Source organism: Streptomyces sp. NPDC032745, from assembly GCF_055579465.1.
The window spans coordinates 218,579-235,781 of sequence record NZ_JBVING010000012.1 but is presented as its reverse complement, the minus strand read 5'-3'; the positions used below and the strand labels follow the sequence as shown (position 1 = coordinate 235,781).

Sequence of the window (17,203 nt, the reverse complement as noted above, 5' to 3'; positions counted from 1 at the left end):
TGCCATACGGGGTGGTGGGTGGTGCGAATTCAGCCGAGCTCACCGGACAGCACGCCGGAGATCAGCGTCCGGTGCTCGTCGTCGTCTGTGATCGTGCGGGCCTGCTCGCGGCCGTCACGGACCGTCAGGTACCGTCGCCCCTTCAGTACGGCCTGGCCGTTCTCGAAACTCCGGCCGCACAGGATTTCCTGGCCGTCATTCGTCCGCGGCTGCGAAAGGATGTCCCGGAGGAGGTCCTCCATTTCCTTCCAGTCGGTCCACTGCCGGGATTCCATCGTGAAGGTGTAGACGACACTCCACCGGGTGACCGCTCCCCGGCGTTGCAGAGCGATCTCGGATTCGCTCTCGACCAGCCGGTACTGGCACCCGTACTGGGTCTGTACCGCGTCGGAGATCTGCAACGGCTCGATGAAGGAGGGGCCGGGGTAACCGACGTCCACCAGCCATTCGTCGCCGTCCAGGGCGACACGGCTGAACATGTGCTCGACGTCGAGCCCGAAGGCGTCCCGGCCTTCGGCGGTCCTCGCCGCCATCAGTGTGACGTCGTAGCCCAGTTCACGCAGAAGCCGGGAGAAGAGGCGGTTCAGCTGGAAGCACGTGCCGCCCTGCCCGTTGATGATCGTCGTCTCGAAGGTGGCGTCCTCGTCGATGTCGACGAGGTGGACTCCGTTGCGGTAATCCTCGGTGACTCCGTTGTACGGAATCGTCATGAGGTGATTCTTGTGCAGCTTTCGCAGCGTCGCGAGGTCCACACCGGTTTCTCCGCCGCAGCCGATCCGCTGCAGATATTTGTCCACGTCGAACATATCATCACCCTCTTTCAGACGGAGATCGCTACTGGATTCGCGGCCTGTTCGCCGCACGTCAGCTCGTGCAGGTATGCGGCGAGCATTCCCGGCGTCGGATAGTCGAAGACGAGGTTGGGAGAGAGCTTCGTTTCGGTGATGTTGCGGAGCCGGTTGCGAAGCTCGATGGCGGTGAGGGAGTCGAAGCCGATCTCGAAGAGCCCCTGGTCCGCTTCGAAGTGGTACGTCGCGCTGTAGCCCAGAACCGCGGCCACCTGAGCCCGCACCAGGTCGAGCAGGAGCTTCTTCTGCTCGGCGGCGGTCAGTGCGGCCAGCCGGTCGTACAGCTTCCGGCCCTCGTCGGCGGTGTCCGCCGCCTGCGCCTGCTGCCGGCCCACCCGGACCAGGCTGCGCAGCATGTGCGGTACGCCGCCACCGGCGGCCGAGCCGGCCCGGACACCGCGCAGGTCCAGCTTGGCCGGCACCAGCAGCGCCTGCCCGGACCCGACGGCGGCGTCGAACAGTTCCATGCCCTCCGCCGGCGACATCGCCTGCAGACCGCCTCGCCGGTTCAGGCGCGCCTTGACGATGTCGTCGGTGTCCGCAGCCATGCCGGAGGTCTGGTCCCACAGGCCCCAGGCCAGCGACAGACCCGGCAGGCCCGCCGCCCGTCGGCCGGCGATCAGCCCGTCCAGGTAGGCGTTCGCCGCCGCGTAACTGCCGCTGCCCGCACCCATGAAGACGGCCGAGACGGAGGAGTAGACGATGAACGCGTCGAGGTCCAGGCCTCGCGTCAGCTCGTCCAGGTGCCGCACCGCGTCCACCTTCGGCGCGAACACCCGCGCCAGCCGCTCCGGGGTCAGCGTTCCGATCACCCCGTCGTCCGTCACGCCTGCGGTGTGCACGACACCGGTCAGCCGGTGCCCGGCCGGCACCGATGCCAGCAGCGCCTCGACCTGGCCACGGTCGGAGACGTCACAGGCCACCACCGAGACCGCAGCACCCAGCTCGGTGAGTTCGGCGACCAGCTCCTGCACGCCTTCGGCCTCCGGACCCCGACGGCTCGCCAGCAGCAGCTGGCGCACCCCGTGCCGGGAGACCAGGTGGCGGGCCACCAAGCCACCCAGGGACCCGGCGCCGGAGACCAGGACGGTTCCCTCCGGCCCGAAGACCGCCGGGGCGTCCGGAAGCCGACCGGTGGTACGGGCGAGCCGGGGCACGGAGAGGGTGGTTCCGCGCACCGCGATCTGCGGCTCCCCGCTGGCCAGCACCGCACGCAGTACCGGCTCCGCGCCGTCATCGGCAGCGGGGTCGGTGTCCAGCAGGATGATCCGGTCGGGGTTCTCGGCCTGGGCGGCACGCACCAGACCCCACACCGCGGCGCCCGCGGGGTCGGTCACCGTACCCTCGCCGCCGGCGGGAACCGCGCCTCGGGTCACGACCAGCAGCCGCGACTCCTCCAGTCCGGACCCGGCCAGCCAGCACTGCAACACGTCCAGCACCTTGGTGGCCAGACCCAGCACCGCATCCTCGCCCTCGGCACCCTCGGTCCCGCCGGTGACGGCTTCCAGGACTGCCAGGGCCGGGGCGGCGGCCGCACCCGACAACACGTCGTAGGCCAGAGTCGCCACCTGTTCCGCGGTGTCAACCGGCAGCCATGACGGTGACGGCTCCGCCCCCTGGGCGTAAGGCAGTTCGGTCCACTCCACGCGGAACAGCGAGTCGGTGTGCGCCTTGCCCGCCGCGGTCTCCAGCTGCTCGGCGGACACCGCCCGGGACACCAGCGAGTCCATCGTCACCACCAGGCGGCCGGCCTCGTCCGCCGCCTCCAGCGACAGTGCGTCGCGCTCGGGCTGTGCGAGGCGCACACGCAGCACCGAGGCACCGGCCGCGTGCAAGGCCAGCCCGTTCCACGCGAACGGCAGACGCAGTTCCTGCCCGTCGGTTTCCCGTCCGGTGTCGCCGTCAGCCGACGTGGGCTCCGCCGCGGCATTGAGCAGCGGCGAGTGCAGGGCCGCGTCGAGCAGCGCGGGGTGGATGCCGAACCTGCCGGCGTCCTTGCGCTGCTCCTCGGGCAGGGCGACCTCGGCGAAGAGTTCCTCGCCGCGCCGCCACACCGCCCGTACGGCCTGGAACGTCGGGCCGTACCCGTACCCGACCCGGGCAATCAGGTCGTAGCCGCCGGCGATGTCCACCGGCTGCGCGCCGGGCGGCGGCCAGGCGGCGAAGTCGAACCCGGTGCCACCACCACCCGGCTGGACCGTGGCGGACAGCATGCCGGTGGCGTGCCGCGTCCACACGCCTTCACCGACAGAGTCCTCGCGCTGCGAGTACACCTCCACGGTCCGCGATCCGGTCTCACCCGGTCCGCCGACGGCGACCTGTACGCGGACTCCGCCGTGCTCGGGCACCACCAGCGGCGCCTCGATCACGAGCTCTTCCAGCACCACGCAGCCGGCCTCGTCACCGGCCCGGACGGCCAGCTCCACCAGCCCGGTGCCGGGCACGATGACCACACCGTCCACGGCGTGATCGGCCAGCCAGGCGTGCGACTTCAGCGAAAGCCGCGAGCTGAAGACCAGCCCGTCGGACTGCGGCAGGTGCATCACCGCGCCCAGCAGCGGGTGATCGACCCCGGCGAGTCCCAGCGACGCCGCGTCGGTGGCCGACCCGGTCGCCTGGATCCAGTAGTGCTGGTGGTCGAAGGCGTACGTCGGCAGGGCCAGCCGTGCGGACTTGGCGCGGGCGGGCAGGAGACTGCTCCAGTCCACGGCCACGCCCCGTACGAACAGCTCGGCCATCGAGGCCAGCAGCCGGCGAAGGCCGCCGTCCTCGCGGCGCAGCGAGCCGGTCACCACCACATGGGTGTCGGTGTCGTCGACGGTCTCGGTGATCGGCTGGACCAGCACCGGGTGGGCGCTGACCTCGACGAACACCCCGTGGCCCTGGTCGACCAGGTCGGCCACGGCCGGGCCGAAGCCCACCTGGCCACGAAGGTTCCGGTACCAGTAGTCGCCGTCCAGGACGCCGGCTTCCGCCACCCAGCCGCCGGCGACGGTGGAGTAGAACGGCACCGTCGGGGCCTGGGCGTCGATCCCGGCCAGGGTCTCGGCGAGCGTGTCGCGGATGGCCTCCACGTGCCGGGTGTGCGAGGCGTAGTCCACCGCAATCCGACGCGCCCGGATGCCTTCGCCGGACAGTGCTTCGAGCGCCTCGTCCAGCGCCTCGGCGTCACCGGCGATCACCACCGACGACGGGCCGTTGACCGCGGCCACCTCGACCCGGTCCGTCCACGGCTCCAGCCACGCGACCGCCGCGTCCGCGCTCAGCGCCACCGACGCCATACCGCCGCGGCCGGCCAGCTCCCTGGCAATGGCCTGGCTGCGCAGCGTCACCACGCGCGCCGCGTCCTCCAGCGACAGCGCACCCGCCACACACGCGGCCGCGATCTCACCCTGCGAGTGGCCGAGCACCGCGTCGGGCTTGACCCCGGCCGACGTCCACACGGCGGCCAGGCCCACCATCACGGCGAAGCTGGCCGGCTGCAGGACGTCGACCCGCTCCATGAGCCCGGGCTCGGCCTCGCCGCGCAGCACCTCGATCAGCGACCAGTCGGTCCACGGCTCCAGAGCGGCGGCGCACTGCGCGATCCGCTCGGCGAACACCGGGGAGGAGTCGAGCAGTTCACGGCCCATGCCGGCCCACTGCGAGCCCTGACCCGGGAACACCCACACGACCTTGCCCGGGGCTGCCGCGCCGGCAGTGCCGGTCACGACACCGGCCGTGCTCTCGCCCCGGGCCAGCGCCTGCAGCCCGGCCAGCGCCTCGTCATCCGAGCCTGCCACCACGACCGCACGCTCACCGAAGACCGCACGGTCCGACAACAGCGCCCCGGCCACGTCCGCCGGCGACACCCCATCGGCGCCCTCGACGAACGCCGCCAGCCGCCCGGCCTGGCCCGCCAGCGAACCCGCACTCCGCGCCGACACGACCAACGGCACCACACCAGCGGACGCCGACGGCTGCTCCGCCTCTTCCGAGACGGGCTGCGCCACTTCGGCGGGCGCCTCTTCCAGGATCAGGTGCGCGTTCGTTCCGCTGATACCGAACGAGGACACACCGGCCCGGCGCGGATGGCCGTTCTGCGGCCATTCCCGGGCCTCGGTCAGCAGCTCGACGGCGCCGTCGGACCAGTCCACCTGACGCGTGGGCGCGTCCACATGCAGGGTGGGCGGCATGACCCCGTGGCGCAGCGCCTGCACCATCTTGATCACGCTGGCCACGCCCGCGGCCGCCTGCGTGTGACCGATGTTCGACTTCAGGGAACCCAGCCACAGCGGCTGTTCCGCGTCCCTGCCCTTGCCGTACGTGGCCAGCAGCGCCTGCGCCTCGATCGGGTCGCCCAGAGCGGTTCCCGTACCGTGGCCCTCCACCACGTCCACGTCGGACGGGGCGAGCCCGGCACTGGCCAGGGCCTTGCGGATCACCCGCTGCTGCGAGGGACCGTTCGGCGCAGTCAGACCGTTCGACGCGCCGTCCTGGTTGACCGCGCTGCCGCGCAGTACCGCCAGCACCCGGTGGCCGCGCTCACGCGCCACCGACAGCCGCTCCAGCACCACGAGACCGACGCCTTCGGCCCAGCCCGTGCCGTCCGCGCCGTCCGCGAACGCCTTGCACCGGCCGTCCCCGGCCAGGCCGCGCTGCCGGGAGAACTCCACGAAGGAGACGGGTGTCGCCATCACGGTCGCACCGCCGGCCAGTGCCATCGAGCACTCGCCCTGGCGCAGCGCCTGCGCGGCCAGGTGCATCGCCACCAGGGACGAAGAGCAGGCCGTGTCCACGGTGACCGCAGGACCCTCGAAACCGAACACGTACGACACGCGGCCCGAGGCCACACTCGCCGCCGTACCCGTGCTCGCGAAGCCCTCCAGCTCCGGCGCGACCACGCCGGCCCCGTAGCCCTGGCTGGAGACGCCGGAGAACACGCCGACGTCGGTGCCCTTCAGCGAGAGCGGGTCGATGCCGACACGCTCCAGCGCCTCCCAGGAGGTCTCCAGCAGCAGTCGCTGCTGCGGGTCCATCGCCAGCGCCTCACGCGGCGAGATCCCGAAGAACCCCGGGTCGAAGAGCCCTGCCCCTTGTACGAAACCACCCTGGCTGGTGTACGAGGTACCCGCGCTGTCGGGGTCCGGGTCGAACAGGCCGTCCAGGTCCCAGCCCCGGTCGTCGGGGAAGGACGACATGCCCTCACGGCCCTCGTGGACCAGCCGCCACAGGTCCTCGGGACCCGCGACACCACCCGGCAGCCGGCACGCCATGCCGACGATCGCGATCGCCTCGTCGGGATCGGCGACGACGGCCACGGCCGCGGCAGGGGTACCGGCCTCCGCGTCACCGAACTCCTCGCGCAGGTAGCGGGCGAGGGCCAGCGGGGTCGGGTAGTCGAAGACCAGCGTCGCCGGAAGCTTCAGACCGGTCGCCTCACGCACCCGGTTCCGCAGCTCGACCGACGTCAGCGAGTCGAACCCGGCGTCCTTGAACGCCATCTCCGGCCGGACGCCGTCCGGACCGCTGTGTCCGAGCACGACCGCGGCCTGAGCGCGCACCACCTCGAGGAGCAGGGCCTCCTGCTCCGCCGTGGCGAGCCCGGCCAGCCGACGGGCCAGGCCGCCGTCCCCGGTGGATCCGGCGCGCGCCTGCTGTCGGCCCGCGCGGACCAGGCCGCGCAGCAGGTGCGGCACACCGCCACCGGCCGCCGCGCCGGCCCGCGCGCCCCGCAGGTCGAGCTTGATCGGCACCAGCAGCGCCTGTCCGGACACCACGGCGGCGTCGAACAGCTCCATACCCTCCACTGCCGATATCGCCAGCGCACCACCACGGCTCATACGGGCCTGGTCGACGGTGCTGAGGTCGGCGGTCATGCCGGTGGTCTGCTCCCACAGGCCCCAGGCCAGCGACAGACCGGGCGTACCTGCCGCCCGGCGGTTGGCCATCAGCCCGTCCAGGAAGGCGTTCGCCGCCGCGTAATTGCCCTGGCCGGCAGAGCCGAACACGCCCGAGGCGGACGAGAACACGACGAACGCGTCGAGGTCCAGGCCCCGGGTCAGTTCGTCGAGGTGACGGACCGCGTCCACCTTCGGCGCGAACACCCCCGCCAGGCGCTCCGGGGTCAGCGCCCCGATCACACCGTCATCCAGCACGCCGGCGGTGTGCACCACACCGGCCAGCCGGTGCCCGGCCGGCACCGATGCCAGCAGCGCCTGCACCTGGGCACGGTCGGCCACATCACAAGCCACCACCGAGACCGCAGCACCCTGCCCGGTCAGCTCGGCGACCAGCTGCTCCGCTCCGTCGGCGTCCGGGCCGCGGCGGCTGGCCAGCACCAGATGCCGCACCCCGTGCCGGGAGACCAGATGCCGGGCCACCAGAGCGCCCAACGATCCGGTGCCGCCCGTGACCAGGACGGTTCCCTCCGGCGCGAACACCTCGGCAACGTCCGGGACCTGAGCGTTGGTGCGGGCGAGCCGGGGGGCGAGGAGAGCGGTGCCACGGACCGCGACCTGGGGTTCACCGCCGGCCAGCACCGCGCCCAGCACGGCTGCCGCTCCGTCGCCGGAGGCCGGGTCGGTGTCGATCAGTACGATCCGGTCGGGGTTCTCGACCTGGGCGACACGCACCAGACCCCACACCGCGGCGCCCGCGGGATCGGTCACCGTGCCGTCGCCGGCGGGAACCGCACCCCGGGTCACGACCACCAGCCGCGACTCCTCCAGCCCGGCGCCGGCCAGCCACGCCTGCACGACCTCCAGTACCCGGGAGGTCAGAGCCAGCACCGCATCCTCGCCGGTACCGCCGACGGCTTCCAGGACGGCCGCGGCCGGCACGCCTGCGCCGGAAGCCACGGCGTCGACCAGCGCCGCCACCTCGTCGGCGGTGGCCACCGGCACGGATGCGGGCGAAGCCTCCGTCCCCTGAGCCGCGGGCAGTCCGGTCCACTCGACCTGGAACAGCGAGTTGGCGACCGCCGTGTCCGCCGCGGCGCCCAGCTGCTCGGCGGACACCGGACGCGACACCAGCGAGTCCAGCGTCACCACCAGGCCGCCGGTCTCGTCCGCCGCCTGCAGCGACACGGCGCCGGGCCCGCCGGGCACCAGTCGCACCCGCAGCACCGAGGCGCCCGCGGCGTGCAGCGCCAGCCCGTTCCACGCGAACGGCAGCACCGCCTCTGCGGTCTCCTCGGCCGGTGCGCCCGCCGGGGCGCTGAACATCCCGGTGTGCAGGGCCGCGTCGAGCAGCGCGGGGTGGATGCCGAACCTGTCGGCGTCCTTGCTCTGCTCCTCGGGCAGGGCGACCTCGGCGAAGAGTTCCTCGCCGCGCCGCCACACCGCCCGCAGGCCCTGGAACGCCGGCCCGTAGCCGTAACCGCGCTCGACCAGGTCGCCGTAGAACTCGCCGGGTACCACGTCCACCGGCTGTGCGCCGGGCGGGGGCCAGGCCGCGAAGTCGAACCCGGCGCCGCCGCCGGCCGGCTGGACCGCGGCCGACAGCATGCCGGCGGCGTGCCGCGTCCATACGTCCGCGCCACCGTCGCCGGCGGCGTCCTCCCGCTGGGAGTACACCTCCACCGTGCGTGAACCGTTTTCGCCCGGTGCGCCGACGGCGACCTGCACCCGTACGCCGCCGTGCTCGGGCACCACCAGCGGGGCCTCGATCACCAGCTCTTCCAGGACGCCGCACCCGGCCTCGTCACCGGCCCGGACGGCCAGCTCCACCAGCCCGGTGCCCGGGACGAGCACGACACCGCTCACCGCGTGATCGGCGAGCCAGGGGTGCGAGCGCAGCGAAAGCCGCGAGGTGAAGACCAGCCCGTCGGACTGCGGCAGCTGCACCACCGCGCCCAGCAGCGGGTGATCGGCCGCTGCCTGTCCCAGCGACGTCGCATCCGTCGCCGAACCGGAGTCCTTCAGCCAGTAGTGCTGGTGCTCGAAGGCATACGTGGGCAGGTCCACCCGCCCGGGCTTCGCCGTCTGCCCCAGCACACGGCTCCAGTCCACGGCCACACCGCGGACGAACAGCTCGGCCACCGAAGTGAGCAGGGTCTGCTCTTCCGGGCGGCCGTCGCGCAGGGCCGCGACGCATGCCACGTCGGCCGCTGCGGCGGTGGCCGTCTCCTCGACCAGGCCGGTCAGGGCCGCGCCCGGGCCCATCTCCACGAACAGCGTGCCGCCGTACTCCACCGCGGCCGCGATCCCCTCGGCGAACCGCACCGGCCGACGCACGTGCCCGGCCCAGTACTGCGGGTCGGCGAGCTCATCGGGCTCGGCCAGCCGCCCGCTCACGTTCGAGACCACCGGAATCACCGGCGGCTGCCACACGACCTCGGCCAGCTCTGCGGCGAACTCGGCCAGCATCGGCTCCATCCGCAGGGAATGGAACGCGTGCGACACCGCCAGCCGCTTCGTCTTGCGTCCCTGCGCCCGCAACCGGTCGGCTGCTGCGAGGACCGCGTCCTGCTCACCGGAGAGCACGACCGAGGACGGGCCGTTGACCGCCGCGACCTCCACGCCCTCGCCCAGCAGCTCGGCGACCTCCTCCTCGGCGGCAGCCACGGCGACCATCGCCCCGCCCAGCGGCAGCGCCTGCATCAGCCGGCCCCGGGCCGCAACCACGCGCGCCGCATCCTGCAGCGACAGCGCCCCCGCCGCATACGCGGCAGTGATCTCGCCGACCGAATGCCCGATCACGACATCCGGCCGCACACCCCAGGACTCCACGAGCCGGAACAGAGCGCTCTCGACCGCGAACAGCCCCGCCTGCGTGAACACCGTCTGGTCCAGAAGTGCAGCACTGCCCGGCACCCTGCCCAGAACCACATCCCGTACCGGATGGTCGACCCACCCGGCCAGACGCGCGTCCAGCTGCTCGCACGCCTCGTCCAACGCCTGCGCGAACAGCGGGTACCGGGCGTACAGTTCCCGGCCCATCCCCACCCGCTGCGAACCCTGGCCCGGGAACACCCACACGGTCTTGCCCGGCGCCGAAGCGGCACTGCCGCTCACGACGCCGGCCGCGTTCTCCCCATGCGCCAGTGCTTCCAGCCGCGTCAGCGCCTCCCCGGCGGAGTCGGCCACCACGACCGCACGGTCACCGAAGGTGGCACGGTCCGACACCAGCGCCCCGGCCACCGATGCGAGCGACGCTCCGCCGGCACCGGACTCCAGATGCGACGCCAGCCGCCCGGCCTGACCCGAGAGCGACTCGGCGCTGCGCGCCGACACCACCAGCGGCACCGCACCGGCAGGCTGCGCCTCTTCCGCGTCGGGCTCCGCCTCCTCCTGCGGCGCCTCCTCGAGGATCAGGTGGGCGTTCGTGCCGCTGATGCCGAAAGAGGAGACCCCGGCCCGGCGGGGCTGGCCGTTCTGCGGCCACTCGCGGGCCTCGGTCAGCAGCTCGACCGCACCCGCCGTCCAGTCCACCTCGGTCGAGGGCTTCTGCACGTGCAGGGTGGGGGGCATGACGCCGTGGCGCAGCGCCTGCACCATCTTGATCACACTGGCCACGCCGGCAGCGGCCTGCGTGTGCCCGATGTTCGACTTCAGCGAGCCGAGCCACAGCGGCCGGTCCGCGTCGCGGCCCTGGCCGTAGGTGGCCAGCAGCGCCTGCGCCTCGATCGGGTCGCCCAGGGCCGTACCCGTGCCGTGACCCTCCACCACGTCCACATCCGCCGCCACCAGCCCGGCGCTGGCCAGCGCCTTGCGGATCACCCGCTGCTGCGACGGCCCGTTCGGCGCGGTCAGACCGTTCGAGGCGCCGTCCTGGTTGACCGCGCTGGCCCGCAGCACCGCCAGCACCCGGTGGCCGCGCTCACGCGCCACCGACAGCCGCTCCAGTACGACCACACCGGCACCTTCGGCCAGCCCCATGCCATTGGCGCCGTCCGCGTAAGCCTTGCACCGGCCGTCCGTGGCCATGCCCCGCTGCCGGGAGAAGGCGACGAAGGTACCGGGCGTCGACATCACCATCGCGCCGCCGGCCAGCGCCACCGAGCACTCGCCCTGGCGCAGCGCCTGCGCGGCCAGGTGCATCGCCACCAGCGACGAGGAACACGCCGTGTCCACCGTGACCGCAGGACCCTCGAAACCGAACACGTAGGACACCCGGCCCGAGGCCACGCTGGGTGCCACCCCCGTGCCCGTGAAACTCTCCAGCTCCGGCGCGATCGCACCGGCGCCGGCCCCGTAGCCCTGACTGCACACACCGGAGAACACGCCGACGTCGGTGCCCTTCAGCGAGACCGGGTCGATGCCGGCCCCCTCCAAGGCCTCCCAGGAGGTCTCCAGCAGCAGTCGCTGCTGCGGGTCCATCGCCAGCGCCTCACGCGGCGAGATCCCGAAGAACGCCGCGTCGAACTGGCCCGCCCCGTGCAGGAATCCGCCCTGGTCGGTGTACGAAGTACCCGCGTGGTCAGGGTCCGGATCGAACAGGCCGTCCAGGTCCCAGCCCCGGTCCTCGGGGAACCCGGAAACGGCGTCCCGGCCCTCGGACACCAACTGCCACAAGTCCTCCGGCCCCGCCACACCACCCGGCAAGCGGCACGCCATGCCCACGATGGCGATCGGCTCGTCAGCGTGGCTCGAGCCCTGCTTCTTCAGGTTGTGCAACTCGGTCGTGACGCGCTTCAGGTACTCGAGGAGTTTTTCGTCCGTGGCCATTCTTTAAATCCTTACGAAGTTTGATGGAACCGCGATTCCTTGAACTGTTTTCAGATGAGTCCGAATTCACCGTCAATGAATGCGAGGACCTCATCGGCGGACGCGGATTCCAGCTGCTCCGCCACCGTGGAAGCGTCCACGTTCTCGAGCACTCCGTTGCACCTGGCCACCAAACCCTGAAGGCGAAGCGCGATACTGGATTTCATGGATTCGTCGAGCTGCAGACCGCTGATCAGCGCCTCGACGTCTTCGATCTTTGCGTTCACGCGAGAAAGCGCGTCGTCGCTGATGCCGAGCTCGTCGCGCAGGTGGCGGGCGAGGGTCAGCGGCGTGGGGTGGTCGAAGACCAGCGTGGCGGGAAGCTTCAGGCCGGTTGCCTCACGCATCCGGTTGCGCAGTTCCACCGACGTCAGCGAGTCGAACCCGACGTCCTTGAACGCCGTCTCCGCCCGGACGCCCTCCGGCCCGGTGTGCCCGAGCACGAGCGCGGCCTGACCACGTACCAGGTCAAGAAGCAGGGCCTCCTGCTCGGCTTCGGCGAGCCCGGCGATCCGGCGGGCCAGATCGCCTTCCTTGGCGGATCCCGCCCGGGCCTGCTGCCGGCCTGCCGGTACCAGGCCGCGCAGCAGGTGCGGCACCCCACCGCGGGCCGCTGCGCCTGCGCGCACGCCCCGCAGGTCCAGCTTCACCGGCACCAGCAGCGACTGTGCGGACACCACAGCGGCGTCGAACAGCTCCATGCCCTCTGCGGGCTTGAGCGCCACGACTCCGTCACGGCTCGCGCGCCGGCTCATGCGCACCTGGTCGTCGGTGGTGAGGTGAGTGGTCATGTTGGTGGCGTATTCCCACGTGCCCCAGGCGAGGGACAGCCCGGGCAGACCGGCCGCCCGGCGGGTGTCCATCAGCCCGTCCAGGAAGGCATTGGCCGCCGCGTAGCCGCTGCTGCCAGCGCCCATGAAGACGGACGAGGCCGAGGAGTAGACGATGAAGGCGTCGAGGTCCAGGCCTCGGGTCAGCTCGTCGAGGTGCCGCACCGCGTCCACCTTCGGTGCGAACAGGCCTGCCAGCCGCTCCGGCGTCAGTCCCTCGATCAGCCCGGAGTCGAACACGCCTGCGGTGTGCACGACTCCGGTCAGGCGGTGTTCGGCCGGAACCGACGCCAGCAGGGCCTCGACCTGGTCACGGTCGGACATGTCACAGGCCGCCACCGTCACCGCAGCACCCTGTTCGGTGAGTTCGGCGACCAGCTCCTGCACGCCTTCGGCCTCCGGACCCCGACGGCTGGCCAGCACCAGGTGCCGTACGCCGTGCCGGGAGACCAGGTGCCGGGTGATCAGCTCACCCAACGAACCGGCGCCGGAGACCAGGACGGTCCCCTCCGGCCCGAAGACCGCCGGAACGTCCGGGATTTCAGCCGTGGTCCGGGCGAGCCGGGGCACGGAGAAGGTGGTTCCGCGCACCGCGACCTGCGGCTCCCCGCCAGCCAGCACCGCACCGAGCACCGCCTGCGTACCGTCGGCGGCGAGGGCGGTGTCGGTGTCCAGGAGGACGATCCGGTCGGGGTTCTCGGCCTGGGCGGCCCGCACCATGCCCCATACCGCCGACCCGGCCGGGTCGGTCACCGCGCCGTCGCCGGCGGGAACCGCACCCCGGGTCACGACCACCAGCCGCGACTCCTCCAGCCCCGACCCGGCCAGCCACGCCTGCACGACCTCCAGCACCCGGGAGGTCAGAGCCAGCACCGCGCCCTCGCCGGTACCACCGACGGCTTCCAGGACGGCCGCGGCCGGGATCCCTGCTCCGTCGGCCAGGGCCACCACGTCGTCAGCGGTGGCCACCGGCAGCCACGACGGAGCGGCTCCGGCACCCTGGGCCTGGGCCTGGGACAGCTCGGTCCACTCCACCTGGAACAGCGAGTTGGCGACCGCCGCGTCCGCTGCCGTCTCCAGCTGCTCGGCGGACACCGCCCGGGACACCAGCGAGTCCATCGTCACCACCAGGCCGCCGGTCTCGTCGGCAGCCTCGACCGACAGGGCATCCGGACCGCTCGGCGCCACGCGCACGCGCAGGGCCGAGGCACCCGCGGCGTGCAGCGCCAGCCCGTTCCACGCGAACGCGAGCACCGGATCCCCGGACTCCTCCTCCGCCGTGCCCGCCGCGGCGCCGAACGTCGCGGCCTGCAGGGCCGCGTCCAGCAGCGCGGGGTGGAGGCCGAACCTGCCGGCTTCCTTGCGCTGCTCCTCGGGCAGGGCAACCTCGGCGAACACCTCGTCGCCGCGCCGCCACACGGCCCTCATGCCCTGGAACGACGGCCCGTACGCGACACCGCGCTCGCGCAGATCGGCATAGAAGTCGTCGGCGTCCACCTCGACCGGCTGCGCGCCGGCCGGGGGCCAGGCGGCGAAGTCGAACTCCGTCCCACGGGCCGCCGGCGATGCCGACAGGAGTCCGGTGGCGTGCCGCGTCCACACGTCCGCGCCACCCTCGTCGGCGGCGTCCTCGCGCTGCGAGTACACCTCCACCGTGCGCGAACCGTTCTCGCCGGCTGCACCCACCGCGACCTGCACGCGCACGCCGCCCTGCTCGGGCACCACCAGCGGGGCCTCGATCACCAGCTCTTCCAGCAGCCCGCATCCGGCCTCGTCACCGGCCCGTACCGCCAGCTCAACGAGCCCGGTGCCCGGGGCGAGGATCACGCCGCCGATCGCGTGATCGGCGAGCCAGGGGTGCGACTTCAGGGACAGCCGCGAGGTGAAGACGAGCCCGTCGGACTGCGGCAGCTGCACCACCGCACCCAGCAGCGGGTGATCGACCGTCGTCTGGCCCAGCGATGCCGCATCCGTGGCCGACTCGTCCGCGTGGAGCCAGTAGTGCTGGTGGTCGAAGGCGTAGGTCGGCAGGTCCACTCGAACGGAAGCCGCCGGCTGCGGCAGTACACCGCTCCAGTCCAGCGTGACGCCCCGGACGAACAGCTCCGCCATCGAGGCGAACAGCCGTCGCAGACCGCCGTCTTCACGGCGCAGCGAGCCGGTCACCAGCACATTGGCGGTGGTGTCGGTGTTGTCGATGGTCTCGGTGATCGGCTGGACCAGCACCGGGTGGGCGCTGACCTCCACGAACACCCCGTGACCCTGCGCCAGCAGCTCGGCCACGGCCGGACCGAAGCCCACCTGGCCACGAAGGTTCCGGTACCAGTACGCGCCGTCCAGCACATCGGCTTCCGCCACCCAACCACCGGTGACGGTCGAGTAGAATGGCACCGTCGGGGCCTTCGCGTCGATCCCGGCCAGCGTCTCGGCGAGCGTGTCGCGAAGGTCTTCCACATGCCGGGTGTGCGAGGCGTAATCCACCGCGACCCGCCGCACCCGGACGCCCTCGCCCGACAGCGCCTCCAGCGCCTCGTCCAGAGCCTCGGCGTCACCGGCGATCACCACCGACGACGGCCCGTTGACCGCGGCCACCTCGACTCGATCCGCCCAGGGAGCCAGCCGTACGACTGCCTCGTCCAAGGTCAGCGCCACAGAAGCCATACCGCCACGCCCGGCCAGCTCCTTGGCAATGGCCTGGCTGCGCAGCGCGACGACGCGCGCCGCGTCCTCCAGCGACAGCGCACCCGCCACACACGCGGCCGCGATCTCACCCTGGGAGTGACCGAGCACCGCATCGGGCTTGACCCCGACCGACTCCCACACCGCCGCCAGGCCCACCATCACGGCGAAGCTGGCCGGCTGCAGGACGTCAACCCGCTCGATGAGCTCAGCGTCGGTTTCACCGCGCAGTACGTCGATCAGCGACCAGTCGGTCCACGGCTCCAGCGCAGCCGCGCACTCCGCGATCCGCTCGGCAAAGACCGGCGAGGAGTCCAGGAGTTCCCGGCCCATACCCGCCCACTGCGAGCCCTGCCCGGGGAACACCCACACGACCTTGCCCGAAGCAGACGCACTCCCGGACACCACACCGGCCGCACCCTCACCGCGCGCCAGCGCCTGCAGACCGACCAGCGCCTCCTCGCCCGAGTCGGCAACAACCACCGCACGCTCGCCGAAGACCGTACGCTCCGACACGAGCGTTCCGGCCACGTCCGCCAGCGACACCCCATCGGCGCCCTCGACGAACGCCGCCAACCGCCCGGCCTGACCCGCCAGCGAACCGGCGCTCCGCGCCGACACCACCAACGGCAGCACACCGGCGGGCTGCGCCTCGCCGAGGTCCTGCTCCGCTTCCTCCGGCGGCGCCTCTTCCAGGATCAGGTGCGCGTTCGTGCCGCTGACACCGAACGAGGAGACACCGGCACGGCGCGGATGACCGTTCTGCGGCCACTCCCGCGCCTCGGTCAGCAGCTCCACCGCACCCGCAGACCAGTCCACCTGGCTTGACGGCTCCTGCACGTGCAGCGTGGGAGGTATCACTCCGTGACGCAGCGCCTGCACGATCTTGATCACACTGGCCACACCCGCGGCCGCCTGCGTATGACCGATGTTCGACTTCAACGAGCCGAGCCACACCGGCTGTTCCGCGTCCCTGCCCTTGCCGTACGTGGCCAGCAGCGCCTGCGCCTCGATCGGGTCGCCCAGGGCCGTACCCGTGCCGTGACCCTCCACCACGTCCACATCGGACGCGGTGAGCCCGGCACTGTCCAGCGCCCTGCGGATCACCCGCTGCTGCGAGGGACCGTTCGGCGCGGTCAGGCCGTTGGACGCGCCGTCCTGGTTGACCGCGCTGCCGCGCAGCACCGCCAACACCCGGTGGCCACGCTCCCGCGCGACCGACAGCCGCTCGAGCAGCACCACGCCGACGCCCTCGGCCAGGCCCATGCCGTCCGCGCCGTCCGCGAACGCCTTGCACCGGCCGTCGGTGGCCAGCCCACGCTGCCGGGAGAACGCCATGAAGGAGCCCGGTGTCGCCATCACCATCGCACCGCCGGCCAGTGCCATCGTGCACTCGCCCTGGCGCAGCGCCTGCGCGGCCAGGTGCATCGCCACCAGCGACGACGAACACCCCGTGTCCACCGAAACCGCCGGACCCTCGAAACCGAACACGTAGGACACCCGGCCCGACGCCACGCACGACGCCGCTCCCGTGCCCGCGAAGCCTTCCACCTCCGGCGTCACCACACCGGCACCGGCCCCGTAGCCCTGACCGGACACTCCGGAGAACACCCCGATGTCGGTGCCCTTCAGCGAGAACGGGTCGATGCCGGCACTCTCCAGTGCCTCCCACGAGGTCTCCAGCAGCAGCCGCTGCTGCGGGTCCATCGCCAGCGCCTCACGCGGCGAGATCCCGAAGAACCCCGCGTCGAAAAGCCCTGCCCCCTGCAGGAATCCGCCCTGGTCGGTGTACGAGGTACCCGCGTGGTCGGGGTCGGGGTCGACCAGACCCTCGAGGTCCCAGCCGCGGTCGTCCGGGAACCCGGAGACGGCGTCGACCCCGTCGGCCACGAGCTTCCACAGGTCTTCGGGCGAGGACACACCACCTGGGTAGCGGCACGCCATGGAGACGATGGCGATCGGCTCCCGCGCCTGGTCCTCGACCTCGCGCAGCCGCTTGCGCGCGTCGCGGGCGTCGGCGATGGCCCTCTTGAGGTAGTCGCGGAGTTGTGCCTCGTCAGCCACTGGATTCAGCTCCAAGGAAAATTTGAGTGAGCGATTGCTGAAGGGGGTCCCCGCACCGTGTGCGGGGAATACGGCCGGGCCCACCCGGACCCGG

Annotated in this window: 3 protein-coding genes; all 3 read right to left on the bottom strand. The window is 72.2% G+C overall.

Going from position 1 to position 17,203, the window contains the following annotated elements; genetic code table 11:
• Positions 1 to 29 precede the first annotated feature (29 nt).
• Genes ACZ5WG_RS28495 through ACZ5WG_RS28485 form a run of 3 tightly spaced genes read right to left on the bottom strand, consistent with a single transcriptional unit; the run spans position 30 to position 17,193 of the window.
• Positions 30 to 863 (bottom strand): arylamine N-acetyltransferase, encoded by an 834-nt coding sequence (locus tag ACZ5WG_RS28495; RefSeq protein WP_468726844.1) that lies wholly within the window; start codon positions 861 to 863, stop codon positions 30 to 32.
• Positions 821 to 11,497 carry a type I polyketide synthase gene (locus tag ACZ5WG_RS28490; RefSeq protein WP_468726842.1) on the bottom strand — a complete coding sequence of 3,559 codons (10,677 nt, stop codon included), beginning with the start codon at positions 11,495 to 11,497 and terminating at the stop codon, positions 821 to 823. The genes ACZ5WG_RS28495 and ACZ5WG_RS28490 overlap by 43 nt, the downstream gene beginning before the upstream one ends.
• Positions 11,498 to 11,547: 50 nt before the next feature.
• Entirely contained in the window at positions 11,548 to 17,193 is a 5,646-nt protein-coding gene (locus ACZ5WG_RS28485) for a type I polyketide synthase (protein WP_468726840.1), read from the bottom strand.
• Positions 17,194 to 17,203 lie beyond the last annotated feature (10 nt).